21 protein-coding genes and 1 pseudogene are annotated in these 22,708 nt (G+C 36.9%); 13 read left to right on the top strand and 9 right to left on the bottom strand.

Going from position 1 to position 22,708, the window contains the following annotated elements; translation table 11 throughout:
* The first annotated feature begins 21 nt into the window (after nucleotides 1–21).
* From kdpDN to IEV41_RS11910, 6 genes are all read left to right on the top strand, one after another.
* Complete coding sequence (kdpDN, locus tag IEV41_RS11935) at nucleotides 22–1,122, top strand: KdpD-like non-kinase potassium sensor (RefSeq protein WP_188388591.1); 1,101 nt, start codon at nucleotides 22–24, stop codon at nucleotides 1,120–1,122.
* A gap of 108 nt (nucleotides 1,123–1,230) precedes the next feature.
* Nucleotides 1,231–2,322, top strand: a complete 1,092-nt coding sequence (locus tag IEV41_RS11930) for an AI-2E family transporter (protein ID WP_188388590.1) — start codon at nucleotides 1,231–1,233, stop codon at nucleotides 2,320–2,322.
* A gap of 63 nt (nucleotides 2,323–2,385) precedes the next feature.
* Nucleotides 2,386–3,237 carry a patatin-like phospholipase family protein gene (locus IEV41_RS11925; protein ID WP_188388589.1) on the top strand — a complete coding sequence of 284 codons (852 nt, stop codon included), beginning with the start codon at nucleotides 2,386–2,388 and terminating at the stop codon, nucleotides 3,235–3,237.
* Nucleotides 3,238–3,475: 238 nt separating this feature from the next.
* A complete protein-coding gene (locus tag IEV41_RS11920; RefSeq protein WP_188388588.1) occupies nucleotides 3,476–3,811 on the top strand; it encodes a metal-sensitive transcriptional regulator in 336 nt (111 codons plus the stop codon).
* Between the two features lie 15 nt (nucleotides 3,812–3,826).
* On the top strand, nucleotides 3,827–4,030 hold the full coding sequence (locus tag IEV41_RS11915; protein ID WP_188388587.1) for a cation transporter: 204 nt from the start codon (nucleotides 3,827–3,829) through the stop codon (nucleotides 4,028–4,030).
* Between the two features lie 85 nt (nucleotides 4,031–4,115).
* Nucleotides 4,116–6,518, top strand: coding sequence for a heavy metal translocating P-type ATPase (locus IEV41_RS11910; RefSeq protein WP_205181504.1), 2,403 nt, complete (start codon nucleotides 4,116–4,118; stop codon nucleotides 6,516–6,518).
* A gap of 322 nt (nucleotides 6,519–6,840) precedes the next feature.
* On the opposite strand, the gene IEV41_RS11905 is transcribed toward IEV41_RS11910, so the two are convergent.
* On the bottom strand, nucleotides 6,841–8,148 hold the full coding sequence (locus IEV41_RS11905; RefSeq protein WP_239534591.1) for an NCS2 family permease: 1,308 nt from the start codon (nucleotides 8,146–8,148) through the stop codon (nucleotides 6,841–6,843).
* Nucleotides 8,149–8,333: 185 nt separating this feature from the next.
* Here IEV41_RS11905 and IEV41_RS11900 point away from each other — a divergent pair, with 185 nt between their 5' ends.
* Both IEV41_RS11900 and IEV41_RS11895 read left to right on the top strand, forming a co-directional pair.
* Nucleotides 8,334–9,203, top strand: coding sequence for an SDR family oxidoreductase (locus IEV41_RS11900; RefSeq protein ID WP_229722197.1), 870 nt, complete (start codon nucleotides 8,334–8,336; stop codon nucleotides 9,201–9,203).
* A 70-nt stretch (nucleotides 9,204–9,273) separates the two neighbouring features.
* Nucleotides 9,274–10,032 (top strand): L,D-transpeptidase, encoded by a 759-nt coding sequence (locus IEV41_RS11895; protein ID WP_188388586.1) that lies wholly within the window; start codon nucleotides 9,274–9,276, stop codon nucleotides 10,030–10,032.
* An 83-nt stretch (nucleotides 10,033–10,115) separates the two neighbouring features.
* On the opposite strand, the gene IEV41_RS11890 is transcribed toward IEV41_RS11895, so the two are convergent.
* The 8 genes from IEV41_RS11890 to IEV41_RS11855 all read right to left on the bottom strand — a co-directional run bounded on the left by IEV41_RS11890 (nucleotide 10,116) and on the right by IEV41_RS11855 (nucleotide 15,542).
* Nucleotides 10,116–10,439: a helix-turn-helix domain-containing protein gene (locus tag IEV41_RS11890; protein WP_188388585.1), complete on the bottom strand. Its 324-nt coding sequence runs from the start codon at nucleotides 10,437–10,439 to the stop codon at nucleotides 10,116–10,118.
* Nucleotides 10,440–10,566: 127 nt separating this feature from the next.
* A complete protein-coding gene (locus IEV41_RS11885) occupies nucleotides 10,567–10,698 on the bottom strand; it encodes an anti-repressor SinI family protein (RefSeq protein ID WP_188388584.1) in 132 nt (43 codons plus the stop codon).
* Nucleotides 10,699–10,905: 207 nt separating this feature from the next.
* Complete coding sequence (locus IEV41_RS11880) at nucleotides 10,906–11,115, bottom strand: DUF1540 domain-containing protein (protein WP_188388583.1); 210 nt, start codon at nucleotides 11,113–11,115, stop codon at nucleotides 10,906–10,908.
* A gap of 76 nt (nucleotides 11,116–11,191) precedes the next feature.
* Nucleotides 11,192–12,625: a sensor histidine kinase gene (locus IEV41_RS11875; protein WP_188388582.1), complete on the bottom strand. Its 1,434-nt coding sequence runs from the start codon at nucleotides 12,623–12,625 to the stop codon at nucleotides 11,192–11,194.
* The gene (locus IEV41_RS11870; protein WP_188388581.1) at nucleotides 12,604–13,293 is read right to left on the bottom strand and encodes a response regulator transcription factor; all 690 of its coding nucleotides are present in this window, start codon (nucleotides 13,291–13,293) and stop codon (nucleotides 12,604–12,606) included. The genes IEV41_RS11875 and IEV41_RS11870 overlap by 22 nt, the downstream gene beginning before the upstream one ends.
* A 15-nt stretch (nucleotides 13,294–13,308) precedes the next feature.
* The gene (locus tag IEV41_RS11865) at nucleotides 13,309–14,580 is read right to left on the bottom strand and encodes a hypothetical protein (RefSeq protein ID WP_188388580.1); all 1,272 of its coding nucleotides are present in this window, start codon (nucleotides 14,578–14,580) and stop codon (nucleotides 13,309–13,311) included.
* Nucleotides 14,581–14,644: 64 nt separating this feature from the next.
* Entirely contained in the window at nucleotides 14,645–15,109 is a 465-nt protein-coding gene (locus tag IEV41_RS11860; RefSeq protein ID WP_188388579.1) for a thioredoxin family protein, read from the bottom strand.
* Between the two features lies 1 nt (nucleotide 15,110).
* Nucleotides 15,111–15,542, bottom strand: a complete 432-nt coding sequence (locus tag IEV41_RS11855) for a disulfide oxidoreductase (protein WP_188388578.1) — start codon at nucleotides 15,540–15,542, stop codon at nucleotides 15,111–15,113.
* A gap of 199 nt (nucleotides 15,543–15,741) precedes the next feature.
* Between IEV41_RS11855 and IEV41_RS11850 the strand changes: the two genes are divergently transcribed.
* From IEV41_RS11850 to IEV41_RS11830, 5 genes and pseudogenes are all read left to right on the top strand, one after another.
* Nucleotides 15,742–17,484 (top strand): phospho-sugar mutase, encoded by a 1,743-nt coding sequence (locus IEV41_RS11850; RefSeq protein ID WP_188388577.1) that lies wholly within the window; start codon nucleotides 15,742–15,744, stop codon nucleotides 17,482–17,484.
* Between the two features lie 78 nt (nucleotides 17,485–17,562).
* Entirely contained in the window at nucleotides 17,563–18,117 is a 555-nt protein-coding gene (locus tag IEV41_RS11845) for a glycerol-3-phosphate responsive antiterminator (RefSeq protein WP_188388576.1), read from the top strand.
* Between the two features lie 277 nt (nucleotides 18,118–18,394).
* Nucleotides 18,395–19,102 (top strand): annotated as a pseudogene (locus IEV41_RS11840) (MIP/aquaporin family protein); the annotation flags it as partial.
* A gap of 79 nt (nucleotides 19,103–19,181) precedes the next feature.
* Complete coding sequence (glpK, locus tag IEV41_RS11835; protein ID WP_188388574.1) at nucleotides 19,182–20,672, top strand: glycerol kinase GlpK; 1,491 nt, start codon at nucleotides 19,182–19,184, stop codon at nucleotides 20,670–20,672.
* Nucleotides 20,673–20,895: 223 nt separating this feature from the next.
* Nucleotides 20,896–22,590, top strand: a complete 1,695-nt coding sequence (locus IEV41_RS11830) for a glycerol-3-phosphate dehydrogenase/oxidase (RefSeq protein WP_188388573.1) — start codon at nucleotides 20,896–20,898, stop codon at nucleotides 22,588–22,590.
* Nucleotides 22,591–22,708: the final 118 nt, after the last annotated feature.

The following is a 22,708-nucleotide window of genomic DNA, read 5'->3' as shown; positions in this document are numbered from 1 at the left end:
GCATGTATAGGAGGATGGGGTATGCAACGAAGGACACCGGAAGAATATTTAGCTGAAATTAAGGAGAGTAAACGTGGGAAGTTGAAGGTATATGTAGGGGCCGCGCCAGGAGTTGGAAAGACGTATAAAATGTTACAAGATGCGCATGATTTATATCGAGAAGGTATGGATATTGTTATTGGATATGTAGAAACGCATGGACGGAAAGAAACAGAGGAAATGATAGGTGACTTAGAGCAAGTCCCTATGAAGATAATTATGTATAAAGAGAAAGCATTCCAAGAGGTGGATGTTGAAGCAATTAAGAAGCGTGCCCCGCATATTGTGGTAATTGATGAACTTGCACATACGAATATCCCAGGGTCCAAACATTCGAAGCGGTTTCAAGATATTGAAGAGATTATAGAGGCAGGGATAGATGTATTTTCCGCAATGAATATTCAACATTTAGAAAGTGTGCATGATATTGTCCAACAAATTACGGGTGTAGCAGTTCGCGAACGTGTACCAGATACATTGCTACAAAAGGTGAATGAAATTCAGCTAATTGATATTCCGCCTGAAATGTTGCAAAAGAGGTTGCTAGAAGGAAAGATATATAAGAAGGAAAAAATTGAGCGTAGCTTGCACAATTTTTTTACATTAAATAATTTAGGTGCATTGAGAGAATTGGCACTGCGAGAAGTTGCCGATGATGTAGACGAGAAAATCCATGTTACAGGGATAAAGGAGCGTATTTTAGTATGTGTCCAAAATGGGCCAACTGCGGAAAAGCTTATTCGCCGTGGATGGAGAATGGCAAATAGATTGAATGCGGAGTTATATATTGTAACGGTGGAGCGGGATGCAATAGAAGATATGTCACAAGTGAAACGAGAAATCGTTAGTAAATGGGAGAAGCTTTCCAAACAATTTCATGCAACTTTTTTAATAGAAAAAATGAGTCATCGCACAGCTGCAAAGGCAATTAGCGACATAGCGAAAAAATTACAAGTAACACAAATTCTACTAGGGCAATCGGCAAGAACAAGATGGGAGGAAATTACGAAAGGTTCTATTGTGAATACAATTATGCGTGAAACAAAAAACATCGATATTCATATCGTTTCTGATGATCGGTAAGGGTGTGAAAATGGAGATAGTGGAAAAAGATAGTACAACTTTCTCTTTATAATATAATTTCAAACGTGTACAATAATAGAAAAAATAGAATTATTAGGTGGGTATGAAATGTTCCAATCGAAATTTTTCCGAGCGTGTTATGGAATTCTACTAGTGTTCCTGATTGTTTATTTAGGAACGAAGATAGACTTCATCTTTAAACCGATTGTCGTTCTGTTTAATACAATTTTCTTCCCGTTATTAATTGCAGGGGTATTGTATTATCTATTCCGACCAATTGTTTTCTTCTTAGAGAAGAAGAAAATCCCGCGAACGTTGTCTATTTTACTGATTTACATAGGGGCCGCGGCGTTATTTACACTATTAATTATTACGGTATTCCCAATTTTGTGGAAGCAAATTACAGATTTAATCAATCAAATTCCTGCTTTTGCAGACGAAATTACTTTCATGGTAAAAGATGTGATGGACTCGAAGTGGTTCATGGAAGTGCAACAAACTTCTGCTTTTAACTTAGATAGTATTATTTCAACTGCAACAGGGTATGCGACGGAATTCTTAAAAGGTATAACGACTAATATTACTGGATTTATCGGTGTTGTAACGAATGTTGTGATGATTTTCGTGACAGTACCAATTGTACTCTTCTATTTATTAAAAGAAGGAGAAAAGGCACCAGTTAACTTATTACGTTTCCTTCCAAAAAATCGTCGCGAAAATGGGAGAGCGATTTTAACTCAGATGGATGACACAATCAGCTCTTATATTCAAGGGCAAGTGTTAGTAAGTACATGTGTCGGAACATTGTTACTTATTGGCTACTGGATCATTGGAATTGAGTACGCGTTGTTATTAGCAATTGCAGCGATGCTTACGAATGTTATCCCTTATTTAGGTCCAATTCTAGCAACGATTCCGGCATTGTTTGTGGCACTAGCAGACGATAATTCAATGATGGTTGTATATGTATTAATTGTTATGACGGTTGCTCAACAAATTGAAAGTAACTTTATTTCTCCACAAATCATGGGTAATAAGTTAGAGATGCATCCAATTACAATCATCTTCATTATTTTAGCTGCGGGTAGTTTAGCAGGTGTGTTAGGAGTTATTCTAGCAGTACCATTCTACGCTATTATGAAGGTGTTAGTATCGAATATTTATCGTTTAATCATGTTACGTTATCCAGAAGAGAAATAAAAAAATAAAAAATCCTTGTTTCGTTGTAGACAAGGATTTTTGCTTTTAGAAATGAGGGATTCAATGAAAGGAATTGGCTTAGTATTAGAGGGAGGTGGCATGAGAGGTGTATACACAGCAGGGGTATTACAGTTCTTTATGGAAAAAGAGTTATATATTCCATACGTTATAGGGGTATCTGCTGGTGCGTGTAATGGTTCTTCTTATATATCAAAGCAAAAAGAAAGAAATAAAATGACGAATATTGACTATATTACGCATCCAGATTACATATCGTATCGACGATTCTTTCAAAAGAGAGAGTTATTCGGAATGGATTTTCTGTTTCATGATTTACCAATGAAGCATGTACCTTTTAACTTTGAAGCGTTTATTCATAGCGAGCAACGTTTTGTGGTTGGAACAACGGATTGTCATACGGGACAGGCTGTTTATTATGATAAAGATGAGTTAAATAAAGATTTATTAACAATCCTTCGTGCATCAAGCTCGTTACCATTTGTCGCACCTATGGTGGAATTTCAAGGGAAAACATTGTTAGATGGAGGAATTAGTGATCCAATTCCATTGAAAAAGTCAGAACAAGATGGGAATAAGAGAAATATTGTCATTCTTACTCGGAATGAAGGATATGTAAAGAAAAAATCGAGTATGTTCTGGGTAGCAAAACAAAAATTAAAGGGATATGAAGGATTAGCAGATTCGTTATATAATCGATACCGTGTATACAATGAGACAGTTACTTATATGGAACAAAAGGAACGAGAAGGGAACGTTTTTATCCTGCGACCGAAGAGGAAATTAGAAGTGGGAAGAGTGGAACGGAATCCTGAGCGACTAGAAGCTTTGTATAATGAAGGATACAATGATGCGAAAGAACAGTTTGAGCCGCTATCTGAGTGGCTGAATAAATAAATACGATAGAGAGAGCTTCATATAACGTATGAAGCTCTTTTTTGTTGAGAAACAAAAATGGGTATAAATTTCTGAATATTTTTATTAGAAGTCTATTTACATACCCCTATGGGGTATGGTATAACATAAGTGTAGATAATGATTTTTAAGGGGGGTATATTCAAAGCTGGTTATATACACAAACTAATTGCAGTAAATATACAACTATTGACATACATGCTTAAAGGAAGTGATAAATATGTCGCAATGTGAGAAAGATGAGACAAAAGAAGAAAAGTCATGTTGTTCGCATATAAATACATCGCAAATCGATCGTGCGAAAGAAAAGAAAAATCTCATCAATCGTTTAAATCGAATTGAAGGACAAATTCGAGGTGTAAAAGGAATGATTGAGAAAGATACGTATTGTGATGATGTGCTGAACCAACTAGCTGCGGTGCAAGCTGCTTTAAATGGAGTAGGTAAGCTAATACTCGAGAACCATATGAAGACGTGCGTTATTGAGCGTATTGAAAAAGGTGAGTATGAAGTAGTCGATGAACTGTTAAAAACGATGAATAAATTAATCAAATAATAGGAGGAAAATAAAATGAGTCAAACAGTATTAAAAGTAGAAGGTATGTCTTGTGGTCATTGTGTAGCAGCAGTTGAAGGAGAACTTACAAAATTAGGTGTAGTGGGTAAAGTTGATTTAGGGAAGAAAGAAGTAGCAGTAGATGTATCGAATACAGATGTAACAATTGATCAAGTGAAAGACGCAATTGAAGATCAAGGATATACAGTTATTGCGTAATAAAATGTATAGTTTGCGTCTATCGGTAAGATAGACGCAAAAAAATACACCAAAATATACCCTTAGGGGGTATGGAGGGATACAGATGATGAATACATCAGTGAAAATCGAAGGAATGACATGCGCTGCATGTGCGAATCGTATTGAAAAAGGTTTGAGTAGATTAGATGGTGTCGAGCAAGCGAACGTAAACTTTGCGTTAGAAAAAGCTACGATTTCTTATAATGAAAAGCAAACTTCTTTAGAATCAATTGAAGCGAAGATAGAAGACCTTGGGTACGGGGTTGTTAAGCAGGCGACGGATTTGGCTATAACAGGAATGACGTGTGCAGCATGTGCCAATCGAATTGAAAAAGTCGTGGGTAAACAAAATGGTATTTCTAAAATAAATGTTAATGTGACGTTAGAAACAGCACACGTTGAGTATTCAGATAGTGAAATTAGTATCGAGGAGATTGTACAAAAGATAGAAAAGTTAGGATTTGGAGCTACGATCAAAACGAAGGAATCAGGTGCGTCATCAGAGGGTAAGAAAGATGCTATTAAGGAACAAAAACGAAAGCTCCTTATTTCCTCTATTCTATCTATCCCTTTATTATGGACGATGGTTACTCACTTTTCATTTACATCATGGATTTGGTCACCAGAAATATTAATGAATCCATGGGTACAGTTTATCCTTGCGACACCGGTTCAATTTTACATTGGAAAGCAGTTTTATGTAGGGGCATATAAAGCACTTCGCAATAAGAGTGCAAATATGGATGTGTTAGTTGCATTAGGAACATCGGCTGCGTATTTTTATAGTCTGTATCTAACATTAGTCGCGCCTCCAGGGCACCATATTTCGCTATATTATGAAACGAGTGCAGTATTAATAACATTAATTATATTAGGTAAATTATTTGAATCTCTTGCAAAAGGAAAATCCTCAGAAGCAATTAAGAAACTAATGGGACTCCAAGCGAAGACAGCTATTGTTATTCGCGATGGTCGAGAAGTAGGTATTTCACTTGAAGAGGTAATTGTTGGCGATACAATTCTTGTAAAGCCAGGTGAGAAAATTCCGGTTGATGGTATCGTATTAGAAGGAACGTCAGCGGTAGATGAATCGATGTTAACTGGTGAAAGTATTCCAATCCAGAAGCAATCTGGTGATGAAGTAATCGGGGCAACAGTGAACAAAAACGGTTCGTTAAAAATTAAAGCATTAAAAATTGGTAAAGATACAGCATTGGCACAAATTATTAAAGTAGTAGAAGAAGCACAAGGATCAAAAGCACCTATCCAGCGTGTTGCAGATGTCATTTCAGGTGTATTCGTTCCAATTGTTGTTGGAATTGCAATTGTGGCATTCCTTGTTTGGTTCTTCCTTGTGGAGCCAGGAAACTTTGCGGGTGCGTTAGAGAAATTAATTGCAGTACTTGTTATTGCATGTCCATGTGCGCTAGGATTAGCAACTCCAACATCTATTATGGCTGGATCAGGTAGAGCAGCTGAGTATGGCATTTTATTTAAAGGTGGCGAACATTTAGAAGCGACACACAAAATCAATACAGTTCTTGTTGATAAGACAGGAACAGTAACTCAAGGTAAGCCCGCTTTAACAGATGTATTTCATGAAGCTGCAATCACTGAAACAGACTTCTTACGTATTGTCGGTAGTGCTGAGCGCAATTCTGAGCATCCATTAGCAGAAGCAATTGTAGAAGGAGTATTAGAGAAAGGAATTACACTTGGTGAAACAAGTGAATTTGAAGCGATTCCAGGTTACGGTATTCGTACAAAAATAGAAGAAAAAGAAGTTGTAATAGGAACACGTAAGTTAATGCAGCAAGAAGGTATTGTAGCAGAGCATGCATATGAGCAAATGGAACAGCTTGAAACAGCAGGGAAGACGGCAATGCTTGTGGGAATTGATGGACAGTATGCAGGTATGATTGCAGTTGCAGATACAATTAAAGAAACATCAAAAGAAGCAGTTGCCAAGCTGAAGGAGTTAGGTATTCAAGTAGTTATGATTACAGGAGATAATGAACGAACAGCACAAGCGATCGCAGCACAAGTTGGTATTGAACATGTTCGTGCACAAGTTCTTCCAGAAGATAAAGCAAATGAAGTGAAAAAGTTCCAAGAACAAGGTAAGAATGTGGCAATGGTCGGAGATGGTATTAATGATGCACCGGCATTAGCTGTGGCGAATATTGGAATGGCAATGGGAACAGGTACGGACGTTGCGATGGAAGCAGCAGATGTAACGCTTATGAGAGGTGACTTACGAAGTATTGCAGATGCAATCTTTATTAGTAAGAAAACAATGCGAAATATTCGTCAAAACTTATTCTGGGCATTGTTCTACAATACGCTAGGTATTCCAGTTGCGGCAGCAGGATTCCTTGCGCCATGGTTAGCAGGAGCTGCAATGGCATTTAGTTCGGTATCCGTTGTACTAAATGCACTGAGATTACAACGAATTAAATTGAAATAATAGCACAAGAAAAAGATAGTTTCGATGGATATCGAGACTATCTTTTTCTTCTAGTAATCACTGTATGATTAAATCATTTTTTCGTACTCGTTGAAGTTTGTGTTGTGCTAGCCGTTTGTGTGCCGCTATTTTTTGGAAGAGGTTTTTTGCCACCGCATCCGCATCCCATAGGAAACACCCCCTTATATTCTACTTATTAGCTACTATATGCAAGGGAAGTTTAGCTTGTTTATGTCTTTTGGCTAATAAACAGTGAGATTCTACTAGAGAACGAAATAAAAAACTACCTTCCTAAGTGGAGGTAGTTTTTTATTTCACATTATTAATGTGGTAAAAAGACTAATTGATAGAAGAATAACACAGCAAACACGTAAATAAGTGGATGCACAGTGCGGAATTGACCTTTTGCAATCTTCATTAACGGATAGAAAATAAATCCTAATGCAATACCAGTTGCGATACTTGATGTTAGTGGAATGCATAAAATAACTAAGAAAGCCGGGAATGCTTCATCAATTTTGTCCCATTCAATTTCTTTAATGGAACCGATCATTAAGCAGCCTACTACGATAAGGGCAGGAGATGTAATAGCTGAAAGTCCTGAAATAGCACCGATTACTGGGCTGAAGAATGCTGCGATAAGGAATAGAACAGCTACAACTAATGATGTTAAACCAGTACGACCACCAGCGGCTACACCAGCAGAAGATTCTACGTAAGCAGTTGATGGGCTTGTCCCGAACATTGAGCCAACTGTTGTAGAGATAGAATCTGATAGTAATGCACGTTCAACGCGAGGTAACTTACCGTCTTTAAACATATTCGCTTTGCTTGCAACACCAAGTAATGTACCTGTCGTATCGAAAATTGTTACGAGTAAGAATGAGAATACAACAGCGTATAAGCTATGTTCAATGACATCTGAGAATGCATCAATTGGATTTGTGATAATAAGTCCTTCTGGTAAGGAAGGCATCGATGTAATCGCACCTCCAAACGTTAACTCACCCATGAAGAAAGCAACGACACTTGTTACAACCATTCCAATAAATAATGCACCGTTCACATTTAAGCACATTAATAAAAGGGTAACTGTTAAGCCGATGAATGTTAAAATAACAGAATTTGAATGAAGGTTACCTAGTCCGATTAAGTTTGCATCATTTGCAACGATAACGCCTGCCATACGAAGACCTAAGAAGGCAATGAATAAACCGATACCAGCTGCAATTGCATGTTTTAATGAATGTGGAATTGCTTCAATTAATTTTTTTCGGAATGATGTAAAGGATAGAAGTAAAAAGATTAAACCTGCTACAAAAACAGCAGCGAAAGCAACTTGGTATGTAACACCGTTATTACCAACAACAGAATAAGCGAAGTATGCGTTAATGCCCATGCCTGGTGCAATAGCAATTGGATAATTAGCGAAGAATGCCATTAATAATGTACCAATTAATGCTGCGATAATTGTTGCTGTAAATGCTTGTTCAAATGGTACACCAGCGTCTTTTAAAATGATTGGATTGACAATAATGATGTATGCCATCGTTAGGAATGTTGTTAAACCAGCATACATTTCTGTTTTTACGGTCGTTCCATTTTCTTTTAATTTAAATATATTAAACATATGAAAGCTCCTTTATTACGAATGATTTAACCAACAATTATATATAGTATTCGTTTTTTGATTAATAATCAAGGGTTATTTATTGGAAATGCACATAAAAAACAACGAAAAAACTTTTTCGTGGGATAAGTGTACTTGTTAAGGAAACAATAATTTGTATATTTTGTAGTATATGGAGGATATTGATGAACCATTCAATGAATCGTGAACAAGGACAACCGCCACAACATCAAACGAGGAAACCGGGAATAGAAGCACGAATGAATCCAATTCCAGTTACCGATAACGTGCAGTATAAAGGAAGTGGCAAACTTCAAGGGAAAACAGCAATTATTACAGGGGGAGATAGTGGAATTGGTAAGGCAGTTACACTTGCTTTTGTGAAAGAAGGCGCGAATATAGCAATTGTATATTTAGATGAACATGAGGATGCGAAGAAGACGAAGCAACTCATTGAACAATATGGAGGAAGATGTGTATTGTTTGCAGGAGATATTGGTGATGAGACTTTTTGTCAATCTGTTGTGCAACAAACGATGGATACGTACGGAGGTATTCAAATTTTAGTAAATAATGCAGGAGAACATCAACCACAAAATGGATTAGAGAATATAGAGAAAACGCAGCTACAGAAAGTATTTGCGACGAATGTGTTCTCGTATTTTTATTTCGCCAAGGCGTGTTTACCACATTTCACAGAGGGAGCAAGTATCATTAATACGACCTCTGTAACTGCGTATAAAGGAAATGAAAAGCTCCTCGATTATTCGGCTACGAAGGGAGCTATTGTTAGTTTCACACGTTCTTTGTCACAATCCCTTGTGTCAAAAGGTATACGAGTAAATGGAGTAGCACCAGGTCCTATTTGGACACCTCTCATTCCTTCTAGTTTCCCTGCTCACGAAGTTGCGATGTTTGGTACAGATGTGCCGATGAAACGAGCGGGCCAACCGTATGAACTAGCGGCATCTTACGTGTATTTAGCTTCAGACGATTCTTCGTACATGACAGGTCAAATTTTACATTTGAATGGTGGAATTATTGTGAACGGCTAAAAAAGGAAATCATACTTTTTTGCGGTAAGCGAAAGCTACAAGTGTAAGGTTAAATAGAGGGAGTGTTCATATGAAGAAAGCTATTTTTCTTATGGTACTAGCACTCGTTTTTCTTACACCGCAATTAAGCGTTCATGCTGATGGCCCAGATCAGATGATTATTATTAATAAAGTGAACAATCAATTATATTATTTTGACGATGGTACGTTAATTAGGCAATTTCCAGTGGCAACAGGAAAAGAAGATACACCAACGCCAGAAGGAGCATTTACACTGGCGAATAAAATTAAAAATCGTCCATGGTATAAAGAGAATATTCCAGGAGGAGCAGCCAACAATCCACTTGGAAAAAGGTGGCTTGGATTAAAGGTCGGACATAATCGCGGACATATGTATGGAATACATGGAAATATTCGTGAAAGTTCAATTGGAAAATATGTAACAAATGGCTGTATTCGTATGCATAATAATGATGTATATTGGCTATTCAATCAAGTTGCTGTAGGTACACCAGTTATTGTGACACGTTTCCAAGGAAATGTGGAGGAATTTGCTGCTCGTAGTGGTTACCATGTAATGACGTGGGACGGTGAGATGGTCGATGAATTTCAAATTGGCCGAGTAGAGACGTTAAGGCCAATGAAGCTATATTCTTACAATGAAAAAGGTGAACCGATTGCGATGCAGTGGGTTCCAGCGAATACGAGATACCAAGTATATGCAACTGATGGAAAAGGTACGTATACGGTAGGAAGTAATAAGTATTTGTTATATACGACACCGAATGATACAAAATATGAATTGGTACCTTCCTATATAAAAAGATAAGGCGCATCTCTCGTTGGATGTGCCTTATCTTTTTATATAACATTTGTTATGTGTATAGTTTGTATTAAAAAGATACAAATATCTTATTTGTTCTCTTTGCGCCATTTTGTGAATTCGAGAAACTCCCGGAATTGTTCCTTTGATACACCAGAATTCATCGCATCTTTCACTAGTTGTGTCCATTCATGATCAAGAGAGTCATCTTCTATTACTTCATCATGAAGAAGAGCGTTCACCGGTAGAGCAAGAACAGTGGCTACTTTCTCAAGAAATTGAATCGATGGATTTTGTTGAATGTTACGTTCAATGGAGCTAATATATGATTTGGCTACTCCTGCTTTCTCGGCTAGTTCGCTTAAAGAAATACCACGTTGCATTCTATATTTTTTAATGCGTTCTCCAATCATGTTTTTTACATATCCCTTCTTCGTTGATTCATTATTTTATCATTATACCATATGCTTATCAGAAGGATAAGTAAATATTGTGAATAATTAGCTAATTACCTAATTTGGTTAATTGTTTTCTAGTTAACTATTTTTCTTCGGTTGCCTGTTGCAAGAATTGTAGGACGTCTTGAGGAGAAAGCCCTAGTTGTTTGGCTTGCTTCATTAAATCAATCCATTCGATATCTAGAGATTCTATCTCTGCATTTTGTATGGTCATGCCATACCTCCTATTCATTAGTTAGTTGGTTATCGTGCTTATAAAAAGTATGAGGTATGACATGGTTGCACAGGCTTCTCTTTTCATAATTCTATTATAAAGAAAAAACTAGATAATCCAAGATATTTCCAGATATTATTTACTAAATATTCTAACAAAAATAGACAGAAAATGAGTCTTTAGTTCATTTTCTGTCTATTTTTGTTATTAACGTGGTCTAAATGTATGACAACATGTTTCGCCACTATGAACGGCAGAACTTTGTAGTTGCCCATCTAGTACTGCGTTTGTAAATGTGTTGTTCCCTTGGTCACCGTATTCGTATGCTTCTGTTTGAACAATGATGGAATTAGCATTGCAGAAATTCCCTTGTCCCCAATGTGCACAGTTGGCTACACTACATCTTACTTCTGGCATAGAATCATTCCTCCTTCACAATTATAGTGTCAGCAGTTTTGGATGATCACATGCCATGTGTTTTTTTCCTTATTTATTAAGAAAATGGAGACTCTCTCTTTTTTTGTATACTTTTTGCGAATGAAATGGTAACGGCTGTTCCTTTAGAAGGATGGCTATGAATACGTAAGGTACCATTATGTAGCTGGACAATTTGTTGTACGATGGCTAAGCCGAGTCCAGTTCCTTCTTTGTTCGCATTGACTTGATAAAACGATTGCTTTACTTTCTTAATATGTTCAGAAGAAATACCGATGCCTTCATCAATAACTTGAAGGATGGCATTACGTCTATCTTCTTTGATAACGACAGTAATCTTCGTATGTGGAGGGGAATATTTCATCGCATTATCAATTAGATTAATTAAGACTTGTTTAATTCGATTTTGATCCGCCAAGATAAATGGCGTGGCTTGGATTAAGCATTGTAAGTGGATGTTCTTCTTCTCCGATTTGAGACGGTATTGGAAAATCACTTCGTCTACGATATCTGATAACGATACGTTTGTTAATGATAATTTAATTTTTCCTGCTTGGAATTGGGAGAAATCGAGTAGCTCTTCCACAAGCCCAATTAACCGATTCGTTTCAGAAGAAATGATGTTAAAAGCCAATTTTGTTTCTTCTTTATCTGCCAAATCACCTAATAGCATCGTCTCACTCCATCCTTTAATACTCGTTAAAGGAGTGCGTAATTCGTGTGAAACAGAAGAAATAAATTCATTCTTTACATTATCGGATTTGACAATTTCGTCTGCCATATAATTTAATGTTTTAGCCAGTGTCCCAATTTCGGCCTCATAATCCTCATTTAATTTAATATTGAACCTACCTTGTGCCATTTGCTTGGATGCTTCTGTCATTGTTCGGATTGGCCGCGTGATAGAATTGGCTAGCGTAAAGCTAATTAAGAAGACAATGGCCATAATACAAACACCTACAACAATGGAAGCAGTATAAATGTTACGTAAAATCTTCTTCGTCGCCTCAATGGATGTTATATAGCGTAGAACACCGATTGTTTTATCATGGCTAACGATAGGAGTAGATACGGCAAATATTCGTTCATTTGTTGCTTCATTCCTTCCCTGCCAAGACGAACGATTTCCTTGTATTGCTTGTTGGACGTCGATTGTATCTATGTTCTCCTTTACTTCAAAACCGCTAGAGGAGGTAATGACGGATTGGTTTAAATCGATAATTTGTACAGTTGTATCGTTATTCTTTACTACATTCAATAAATAAGTAGCTTCTTGTTCCAATGATTCTTCATCTGAAATCCCTAAGCTTTTAATAACGGATGAGGTAACATCGGAATAGCTAGTTAGTGTCCGCTCAATACCAACATAGTAATACGAATGCATAAAGAGGGAGAATACAACGCCCACTAGTAAGAGGGTAATAGAGATAACGAGCATATAGTGTCCAACAATTTTACTCTTTAGGCTGTTTAGTTGGAGTTTTCTGCCCATTGATAACCATACCCCCATACTGTAATAATCCATTTTGGATTGGATGGATTTTCTTCGATTTTTTGACGGATACGTCTAATGTTTACATCTACAATTTTGGTATCTCCAGGGTAGTCTAATCCCCATACCTCATCTAGTAAATCATTCCTGCTAAGCGGTTGATTTTTATTTCGCATTAACAATTGGATTAATGCAAATTCGGTAGGAGTTAAATCAGTTATTTTTCCATTCATCGTAATTTGTTTTGTTTTTGGATTTAGTGGGAATTCTGTCTGTTTTGTTGCAATAGGGACTTTCCCATGAACGCTTATACGTCGAAGCAGTGATTGAATACGAGCAATTAGCTCTGTTGGGCTAAATGGCTTATTCATGTAATCGTCTGCACCGAGAGCTAAGCCATGGACACGTTCTACTTCCTGTGTACGAGCAGTGAGCATAATAATACCAATTGTTTCATTTTGTTCTCGTATTTTTCTACATACTTCAAATCCATCGATACCTGGTAACATGACATCGAGTAAGATAACATCGACCTTTTGTTGGTGAAGAATGGAAAGAGCTTCTTCTCCAGAAGGAGCTTCAAGGATATGAAATCCGTGACGCTTTAAATTAATTTTGATAAATCCGCGAATACTATCCTCATCTTCAACAATTAAAATATTGTTCATTATAAAAACTCCTTTCTATTCCTGTATGTGGAAAAATTTTTGATATGTGTCCGTTTGGAATGTTGAAACAAAGACATGGTGACTTGTTTGTTTTAAAATGTATTGTTTAGAATTATCATCCCATTTCTCAATTGGAATTGCTTGAATGTCGAATAATATTTTATTTGTCCTTCCATCAACAAAGTGAATGGAATTGTCTTTCCTTGTAAGTTTTAAATTGGTTGGCCACTCCTTTGGAATAGTGAAATCATAGGAAAGATTTGTATCATAATAATGTCTTTCTATTAAGCGGAATTCATCTTTCCCATCCCATTGGTAGTAACCAGTGATAAAGGGCAATTGATTTGTTAAATATTGTTCGGCTGTATGCTCATCTTTTAACATCGGGATGGAAAGTTCCATGATGCCATCATTATTGATATCTCTTGATTCAGTAGAAAAAGGCTTTTGTTGAAACATTTGTAGAGATTGATTTGGTATCGCGACTAATTTTTCATTTTGTTCATAGTAAATATTTAAATTCCTTACTGGATCAGCTAATTCATATGTATATAACAAAATACCTTTTTTGTCTGGGGCAATTGTGCCACTTTCAAGGAAATAATAAGCATTTTTATCGTTATGAATAGGAAGTTGATGATAAATTTGTAGGCTGTTATTAACGAAAGAATATTTATTTAGGAACATCGATTTCCTTCGTCTTTTTTCGATGTCTTTGTTTTGTTTCGGCTGGATTGCTAACGTGTATAGTTCTGTATTTCCATCGTTATCCATATCCTCTACAATGAGTTCTTCGTAAGGTGCGTTTAGAACAGTATGAATTTGGTCATCTATTAATTGATATACAAATACGTTTTTGCTTCTAGTTTCTTCTCCAATGCCTAAAATAATGTCGTTGTTCCCATCATCAGTGATATCTTTGAACAACACTTTATCAATATTTTTTGTAGCGATATTTAATGTGCTAACCTTCGTCCAATGTGTACCTATTTCTTTAAAAATACTGAATGAATAGGCTTGTTGCTGCGGTGTAAGATGGAAAACAACTACTTCTTCTTTCCCATCCCCGTTTAAATCGACCATGTTATATAATGGAAGTGATTGACCGGTTTGAATGGGATCCGCAATCTTGCTATTGGGAGGAAGTTGCTTTAAGATATCTTCTTTTATTTTTTCTTGTTTTTCTGTTAATTTCGGTGGTTGTAATGTATTTAGTGGAGTATTAAACATTTCACATCCACTAAGAAGTAAAAGAGCGCTACAAAGAAGAATTGTTTTTCTCAACATGATGGTTAACTCCTTTTATTAATTTAGTCATACATAAAATAAAAGAAGCCATTAATGGCTTCTTTTATTTTGTCTTTTCAAACCATGTTTTGAATTCTTCTTTTGATTTTAACCCGACAATTCGGTCGACTTCTTTCCCATCTTTATATCGAACAATTGTAGGGGTTTTATCGATATTAAATGTATTCCAACCGTCTTTAAATTCGAGTAAGTTAAATAGTTTCAAATCAATCCCCATTTCCTCTGTTAATGGAACAACAATTGGGGATGTTTGTTGACACGGTCCGCATGTTGGTTGATAGAAATAGATTGTCATGTCTTCTTTGTTAGTTAACGCTTTTTTTAAGTCCTCCAACATAACCTGATTTTTGTAATGTGGATTGTCTAATTGTTTAATCGTTTCTTGGTGAAGATCTTTGTCACCAAACGGACTACCTTTTGTTTTTTCTTCGTTTTGTGAATTCGTAATAAAGGCTAGGCTACTTAGTACAGCCAGTAAAATAGCTGTGAAAACCAACATTTTTTTCATGTTAGTTCATCTCCTTTTCTAATTTCAGCATGTAGATGCATGCTACGATGATGATAAGGAATGCTATTAAAGCTAAAAACGGAATTGTAATGAATCCTAACCAATTTATGTATTGTCCAGTACAAGGAACTTGCCCGCATGAAGGAGCGATTTCTTGGAAAAAAGGTACCTTCTGGGTGAAATAATGATAGGCAGATAGTAAGCTTCCAAAGAATGCAAGTGGTGCTGCATAATGGAGAATCGTCGTTTCTTTTCGTATGAGTGCTACTCCAAATAGTATTACCATTGGATACATGAAAATACGTTGGTACCAACAAAGGTTGCACGGAATGTATCCAAGAATTTCTGAGAAATAAAGGCTACCTAGTGTGGCTGTTAAAGCTGTTGCCCATGCAATAAATAGTGTATATTCTAATTTCTTCCTTGTTTTCATTGTTTTTTCCTTTCTATGTATGTTCAAAAGAAAGTGAACATTCTATAATAGAGAATACTCTTTTATATTATAAAAGGTACAGGATGAAATTGTAAACGATAGTAAAAGTGTAAGTTAAAAAAATAAATGTTCCAAAAATACTCTGCAGTATTATGATAAAATAAATTATAGAAAAAATAGGGTATATGGAGGTTGAGAAATGAGTTGGATTAGTGTATATGAGAAGTGGATAGCAACTCCTCATTTAGATGAAGAGTTAAAGCAGTTGCTAGAAGCAAAGGTGGATGACAAGAAAGAATTAGAAGATTGTTTCTACCGTAATATGGAGTTTGGGACAGGCGGTATGCGCGGGGAAATCGGAGTAGGACCAAACCGCATGAATGTATATACAATTCGTAAAGCGTCTGAAGGTTTTGCGAAATATATTGCATCTTTCGGAGAAGAGGCGATGAAGCGTGGTGTTGCGATTGCATATGATTCTCGTTATAAATCACCTGAATTTGCGATGGAAGCGGCAAAGACGTTAGCATCTCATGGTATTCAGACGTATGTATTCGAAGAGCTACGTCCAACTCCGGAATTGTCATTTGCAGTTCGTCATTTACATGCATTCGGCGGTATTGTTATTACAGCGAGTCATAATCCACCAGAGTACAATGGCTACAAAGTATATGGTGAGGACGGAGCGCAGTTGCCACCAGTAGAAGCAGATAAAGTAATCGCGTATGTCAATGATATTGAAAATGAGCTACTTATTTCTGTACAATCAGAGGAAGAACTAAAAGCGGCTGGATTAATTAAAATGATTGGGGAAGAAATAGATTATACATATGTAGAAAAGTTAAAAACGATTTCACTTCGACCAGAATTTGCAGAGGAAATTGGTGATAACTTAAAGATTGTCTTTACCCCACTTCACGGTACAGCGTTAAAACCAGTAACAATGGGACTAGATGCATTCGGGTATAAAAATGTAACGGTTGTAGAAGAACAAGCAGTTCCAGACCCTAATTTTTCAACAGTTCAATCTCCAAATCCAGAAGAACATAGCGCATTTGCATTGGCGATTCGTGAAGGAGAAAAAATCGATGCAGATGTATTAATTGCCACAGATCCAGATGCGGACCGATTAGGGATTGCAACGAAGAATGAACAAGGTGAATATGTTGTTCTAACAGGGAATCAAACAGGTGCTTTATTAGTGCATTACATTTTATCGCAGAAGAAGAAGCAAGGAATTCTTCCAAAAAACGGTATCGTATGCAAAACAATCGTAACATCTGAATTAGGTCGTGATATTGCATCATCATTTGGCTTACTGACAATTGATACGTTAACAGGATTCAAGTTCATCGGGGAGAAAATGAAGGAATATGATGAAACAGGTGAATATAGTTTCCAATTTGGATATGAGGAAAGTTATGGCTATTTAATTGGCGATTTTGCTCGTGATAAAGATGCTGTGCAAGCAACATTGTTAGCGGTTGAAGTGGCTGCTTACTATAAGAAACGCGGTATGACGTTATATCAAGGATTAGTAGAAGTATTTGAGACGTATGGTTTCTATAAAGAGGGACTAAAGTCACTTACACTAAAAGGAAAAGAAGGCGCGGAACAAATTGCAGGTATTCTTGCTGCATTTAGAAAAAAGATACCAGTAGCTTTCGCAAATCGTAAAGTTGTGGCAGTGGAAGATTATAAAGTAGGCATTCGTACAGAGGTTGTGACAAAAGAGACAACAGCTATTACATTACCATCTTCAAACGTATTGAAATATTTCTTAGAAGATGGATCATGGGTATGCTTACGTCCTTCAGGTACAGAGCCAAAGATTAAGTTTTACTTCGGTGTGAAAGGTAATTCTTTAGCACATAGTGAAGAGAATTTAGAAGAAATTTCTGCATCATTCATGGAGAAGGTAGAAGCATTAGTTACGGCGTAAAACAGGAGGAAAAGCAAAGGAAGCAAAACATTTCTTTGCTTTTTCTTTATGTAAGTTAAAGGATGGAGAGGGATTAGTATGTTTAATGGACAGAAGATTTTACCTGCTGCTAGGGGAATGAAAGATTTCGAGAAGTTATTGACGACTTCTTATGAATATATCGTCGTACTTGATTTACATATTGCACAAATTAAGAACATTATGAAGATGGCAGAGCAATATAAGAAGAAAATATTTTTGCATGTAGATTTAATTCATGGGTTGCAAAGCGATACATATGCGACAGAGTACTTATGCCAAGAGTTTAAACCATATGGACTTATGTCTACGAAAGCGAACGTTATTTTAAAAGCGAAGCAAAAAGGTGTGATAGCCGTGCAGCGTATTTTCTTATTAGATTCCGGGGCAGTGGATAAAAGTTACGCATTATTAGAAAGAACAAAGCCTGATTTCATTGAGGTACTACCAGGAGCAATGTCATTTATCATTAATGAGATTAAAGAAAAGACAAAGATCCCTATTTTGGCCGGTGGATTTATTCGTACGGTTGAAGACGTAGAGAGAGCAATTGAAGCTGGTACAACAGCCATTACAACATCTAATCGTGAACTGTGGAAATATTACGAGAAGTAAGAGAGAGTTATGCTATTTTAGGAATGAGAGGAGAAAGACTCTTATATTCTGAACTTTCTAATCTGTAAAAAAATAAATAACAAAAACCATTGACAGCGTTTTCATTATCGATTAACATGGAGATAAGTTAATAATAGTGACGGAGAAAATAAGGAGATCCACATTTTTACGCTAGTTTTTATAGCGTTAAATGCAGGGTCTCTTTTGTTTTTTACAAAAATGAAGAGCCATTCATTGCTCCAGTCACAACACCATGAAGTTTAGGGAGGGAAATGCTTTGACGGCATTTATTGGGGAATTAATTGGTACAATGGTTTTAATTATTCTAGGAGCTGGTGTTTGTGCAAACGTTAGCTTGAAGAAATCATTCGCAAATGGTGCAGGATGGATTGTTATTGCACTTGGTTGGGGATTTGCGGTTGCATTCGGGGTATATATTTCTAGTTTCTTTGGAAGTGGGGCACACTTAAATCCGGCAGTTACATTAGGAGCTGCAATTTCAGGCGGTATCGCTTGGTCAATTGTTCCACAGTATGTAGCAGGTCAATTACTTGGAGCAATCTTAGGATCAACATTTGTATTTTTATTCTTCTATCCACATTGGAAAGAAACAGAAGATCCAGGAACAAAACTTGGAGTATTTGCAACAGGCCCAGCTATTAAACACACACCTTCAAACTTCTTAAGTGAAATGTTTGGAACAATGTTCTTAGTATTTGGATTAAATGCGATTGGACTAAACTCATTCACGGAAGGATTAAATCCTCTAATTGTTGGTTTCTTCATCGTAGCAATTGGTTTATCATTAGGTGGAACGACAGGATATGCAATTAACCCTGCTCGTGATTTAGGTCCACGTATTGCGCACGCAATCTTACCGATTCCGGGAAAAGGTTCTTCTAATTGGAGCTATGCATGGATTCCAGTTGTTGCGCCACTTGTAGGAGGAGCAGTCGGTACGCTTTTATTCCAATTATTATTTAAGTAAAGTAGGTATTCATTCTTTTTGTTAAGAGAGAGAAGAGATATGAAATTAAACTATTAATTATATGGGGGTATTTTTAATGGAAAAGTACATTTTATCATTAGACCAAGGTACAACTAGTTCACGAGCAATTTTATTTAACAAACAAGGTGAAATCGTTCATACAGCTCAAAAAGAATTCACACAAATCTTCCCTAAGCCAGGTTGGGTAGAGCATAACGCAAATGAAATTTGGGGTTCTATTTTAGCGGTTATCGCAACAGTGCTTAGTGAGTCCGGCGTACATGCCGATCAAATCGCTGGTATCGGTATTACGAACCAACGTGAAACAACAGTTGTGTGGGATAAAGAAACAGGCCTACCAGTGTACAACGCAATTGTATGGCAATCACGTCAAACGTCAGAAATTTGTGAAGAGTTAAAAGCAGCTGGTCACAACGACTTATTCCGTAACAAAACAGGTCTTTTAATTGATGCGTACTTCTCTGGAACGAAAGTGAAGTGGATCTTAGATAACGTAGAAGGTGCACGCGAGAAAGCAGAGGAAGGGAAATTATTATTCGGTACAATCGATACGTGGTTAATTTGGAAACTTTCAGGTGGAAAAGCACACGTAACAGATTACTCAAACGCTTCTCGTACATTAATGTACAACATTCATGAATTAAAGTGGGATGAAGAATTGTTAGAAATTTTAACAGTTCCAGCGAAAATGCTTCCAGAAGTACGTCCATCTTCTGAAGTATACGGAACAACTGTTGCATACCATTTCTTCGGTCAAGAAGTACCAATTGCAGGTGCAGCTGGTGACCAACAAGCGGCATTATTCGGTCAGGCTTGTTTCAAGGAAGGTATGGCGAAGAACACATACGGAACAGGCTGCTTCATGTTAATGAATACTGGTGAAAAAGCCGTTAAGTCTGAGCATGGTCTATTAACAACAATTGCATGGGGCTTAGATGGTAAAGTGGAGTATGCATTAGAAGGAAGTATCTTTGTAGCTGGTTCTGCAATTCAATGGTTACGTGACGGATTACGTATGTTTAAAGATGCAAAAGATAGCGAAATGTATGCAGAGCGCGTAGAATCTACAGAAGGTGTATACGTTGTACCAGCATTTGTTGGTTTAGGTACACCATATTGGGATAGTGATGTACGCGGTGCAGTATTCGGTTTAACTCGTGGTACAACGAAAGAGCACTTCGTACGTGCAACATTAGAAGCGCTAGCATACCAAACAAAAGATGTATTAACAGCAATGGAAGCTGACTCTGGCATCGAGTTAAGCACATTACGTGTAGATGGAGGCGCTGTTAAGAATAACTTCTTAATGCAATTCCAAAGTGATATGTTAGGTGTACCAGTTGATCGTCCAGTAATTAACGAAACGACTGCATTAGGTGCAGCATACTTAGCTGGTCTAGCAGTAGGATATTGGAACAACCAAGAAGAAATTGCGAAACAATGGAATATCGATAGCTCATTTGACGCGAAAATGGAAGCAGACACTCGCAACGAATTATATGGTGGATGGAAAAAAGCAATTCGTGCAGCTCAAGCTTTTAAATAAGAACAGAGTGTGATATACTAAAGATAAGTTAATATCTGTCTGGAGATTAGGAGAGACCACAAACCATTATGATGTCTATATCATAATGTGATTTGTGGTCTCTTTTTTTGTAGTCTGTATACAGATAGCAAATAGAATAAGGAAATTTAATTTAACGAATGTTTTATATAAGAGAGTCTAAACATATAGAACAACGTGTTTACTTTACTAGGAGGAATTAGTGATGAGTGGATTATTTTCAAGCAAACAAAGAACGGAAGTATTGAAAGGGTTGCATAAGCAAAAAGTGGATCTTCTTGTAATTGGTGGAGGAATTACTGGTTCTGGTATCGCATTAGACGCAGTAACGCGTGGGATGAATACAGTTGTTGTTGAGATGCAAGACTTTGCTGCGGGTACTTCAAGCCGTTCGACGAAGCTTGTTCATGGTGGTCTACGCTATTTAAAACAATTACAAGTAAATGTTGTAGCGGAAACAGGAAAAGAACGAGCAATTGTATATGAAAATGGACCACATGTTACTAAACCAGAGTGGATGATGTTACCATTCCATACAGGCGGGACATTTGGTGCATTCAGTACATCAATTGGTTTACGTGTGTATGATTTCTTAGCAGGTGTTAAGAAGAAGGAACGTCGTCAAATGTTCAACGTTCAAACGACAATTGATCGTGAGCCATTAGTAAAGCGCGAAGGATTAAAAGGTAGCGGATATTATGTAGAATATCGTACAGACGATGCTCGATTAACAATTGAAGTAATGAAAGAAGCAGTAAAACGTGGTGCAACAGCAATTAACTACGCAAAAGTAGATTCATTTATTTATGAAAATGGCAAAGTAGTTGGTGTGAACGTAGTAGATCAATTAACTGGAGAAGAGTACGCAATGTATGCGAAGAAAATCGTGAACGCAACAGGTCCATGGGTAGATACATTACGTGAGAAAGATAACTCGAAAAAAGGAAAAGTTCTTCAATTATCTAAAGGTGTTCACTTAGTAATTGATCAATCACGTTTCCCATTAAAACAAGCGATTTACTTCGATACGCCAGATGGACGTATGGTGTTCGCTATTCCACGTGATGGCAAGACATACGTAGGAACGACAGATACATTCTACGATGCGGACAAGGCTAATCCACGTATGACAGTAGAAGATCGCGAGTATATCATTGATGCAATTAACTACATGTTCCCAACTGTGAAAGTAACAGTGGAAGATGTTGAATCAAGCTGGGCTGGTGTTCGTCCATTAATTTATGAAGAAGGTAAAAATGCCTCTGAAATTTCTCGTAAAGATGAGATTTGGACATCTGATTCAGGTCTTATTACAATCGCGGGTGGTAAGTTAACAGGATACCGTCATATGGCGCAAATGGTAGTAGATCTTGTTGCTACTAAATTTAAAGAAGAAGAGCAAGTGTTATTCGGTTCATCTCAAACAAAACATATGCCAATCTCTGGCGGTGATGTTGGTGGATCTACACACTTTGAAGCATATGTTGCTAAACAAGTAGAAGAAGGAGCAAAAGTTGGTCTTACAACTGAAGAAGCAGAGAAATTAGCTCGTTTCTATGGATCAAACGTAAGTAAAGTCTACGCATTAGTAAGTGAGCATGCTGAAAAAGCGAAAGAATTTGGCTTACCAGCTGATATTTACGCGACGGTTGTATATGCAATTGAAGAGGAAATGACAGCAACACCAATCGACTTCTTCATGAGAAGAACAGGTACATCTCTGTTTAACATTAAGTGGGTATACAAATGGAAACAAGCAATTGTTGATTGCATGAGTAGTTTATTAGAGTGGACTGCAGAAGAGAAAGCAGCATATATGAAAGCATTAGATAAACATTTACATGAATGTGCAACACCAGTTGACGAAAAGAAAGAACAAAGCGCATCAAAGGGTGCATAATAGATAATCAATAAAGAGAAATGGCTACTTTCATCTTGTGATAAACAGAATGAAAGTAGCCATTTCTATGTGGATATATCTTCCCTTATGCGTGTAGAGGGATTTATAATGGAAGAAA

The sequence above is a fragment of the Priestia taiwanensis genome (assembly GCF_014638355.1).
Classification (GTDB): Bacteria; Bacillota; Bacilli; order Bacillales; family Bacillaceae_G; genus Priestia_D; species Priestia_D taiwanensis.
The sequence above is the reverse complement of the archived record's forward strand: the minus strand, read 5'-3'. Positions and strand labels throughout refer to the sequence as shown.

What these genes read in the sequence shown, in the direction of transcription:
- IEV41_RS11855 (WP_188388578.1), bottom strand. Translation starts at nt 15,542, where the DNA reads ATGAAAACAAGGAAGAAATTAGAATATACACTATTTATTGCATGGGCA.
- IEV41_RS11885 (WP_188388584.1), bottom strand. Translation starts at nt 10,698, where the DNA reads ATGACCATACAAAATGCAGAGATAGAATCTCTAGATATCGAATGGATT.
- IEV41_RS11930 (WP_188388590.1), top strand. Translation starts at nt 1,231, where the DNA reads ATGTTCCAATCGAAATTTTTCCGAGCGTGTTATGGAATTCTACTAGTG.
- IEV41_RS11830 (WP_188388573.1), top strand. Translation starts at nt 20,896, where the DNA reads ATGAGTGGATTATTTTCAAGCAAACAAAGAACGGAAGTATTGAAAGGG.
- IEV41_RS11875 (WP_188388582.1), bottom strand. Translation starts at nt 12,625, where the DNA reads ATGGGCAGAAAACTCCAACTAAACAGCCTAAAGAGTAAAATTGTTGGA.
- IEV41_RS11895 (WP_188388586.1), top strand. Translation starts at nt 9,274, where the DNA reads ATGAAGAAAGCTATTTTTCTTATGGTACTAGCACTCGTTTTTCTTACA.
- IEV41_RS11910 (WP_205181504.1), top strand. Translation starts at nt 4,116, where the DNA reads ATGATGAATACATCAGTGAAAATCGAAGGAATGACATGCGCTGCATGT.
- IEV41_RS11850 (WP_188388577.1), top strand. Translation starts at nt 15,742, where the DNA reads ATGAGTTGGATTAGTGTATATGAGAAGTGGATAGCAACTCCTCATTTA.
- IEV41_RS11860 (WP_188388579.1), bottom strand. Translation starts at nt 15,109, where the DNA reads ATGAAAAAAATGTTGGTTTTCACAGCTATTTTACTGGCTGTACTAAGT.
- IEV41_RS11920 (WP_188388588.1), top strand. Translation starts at nt 3,476, where the DNA reads ATGTCGCAATGTGAGAAAGATGAGACAAAAGAAGAAAAGTCATGTTGT.
- glpK (WP_188388574.1), top strand. Translation starts at nt 19,182, where the DNA reads ATGGAAAAGTACATTTTATCATTAGACCAAGGTACAACTAGTTCACGA.
- IEV41_RS11890 (WP_188388585.1), bottom strand. Translation starts at nt 10,439, where the DNA reads ATGATTGGAGAACGCATTAAAAAATATAGAATGCAACGTGGTATTTCT.
- IEV41_RS11915 (WP_188388587.1), top strand. Translation starts at nt 3,827, where the DNA reads ATGAGTCAAACAGTATTAAAAGTAGAAGGTATGTCTTGTGGTCATTGT.
- kdpDN (WP_188388591.1), top strand. Translation starts at nt 22, where the DNA reads ATGCAACGAAGGACACCGGAAGAATATTTAGCTGAAATTAAGGAGAGT.
- IEV41_RS11865 (WP_188388580.1), bottom strand. Translation starts at nt 14,580, where the DNA reads ATGTTGAGAAAAACAATTCTTCTTTGTAGCGCTCTTTTACTTCTTAGT.
- IEV41_RS11925 (WP_188388589.1), top strand. Translation starts at nt 2,386, where the DNA reads ATGAAAGGAATTGGCTTAGTATTAGAGGGAGGTGGCATGAGAGGTGTA.
- IEV41_RS11905 (WP_239534591.1), bottom strand. Translation starts at nt 8,148, where the DNA reads ATGTTTAATATATTTAAATTAAAAGAAAATGGAACGACCGTAAAAACA.
- IEV41_RS11880 (WP_188388583.1), bottom strand. Translation starts at nt 11,115, where the DNA reads ATGCCAGAAGTAAGATGTAGTGTAGCCAACTGTGCACATTGGGGACAA.
- IEV41_RS11900 (WP_229722197.1), top strand. Translation starts at nt 8,334, where the DNA reads ATGAACCATTCAATGAATCGTGAACAAGGACAACCGCCACAACATCAA.
- IEV41_RS11870 (WP_188388581.1), bottom strand. Translation starts at nt 13,293, where the DNA reads ATGAACAATATTTTAATTGTTGAAGATGAGGATAGTATTCGCGGATTT.
- IEV41_RS11845 (WP_188388576.1), top strand. Translation starts at nt 17,563, where the DNA reads ATGTTTAATGGACAGAAGATTTTACCTGCTGCTAGGGGAATGAAAGAT.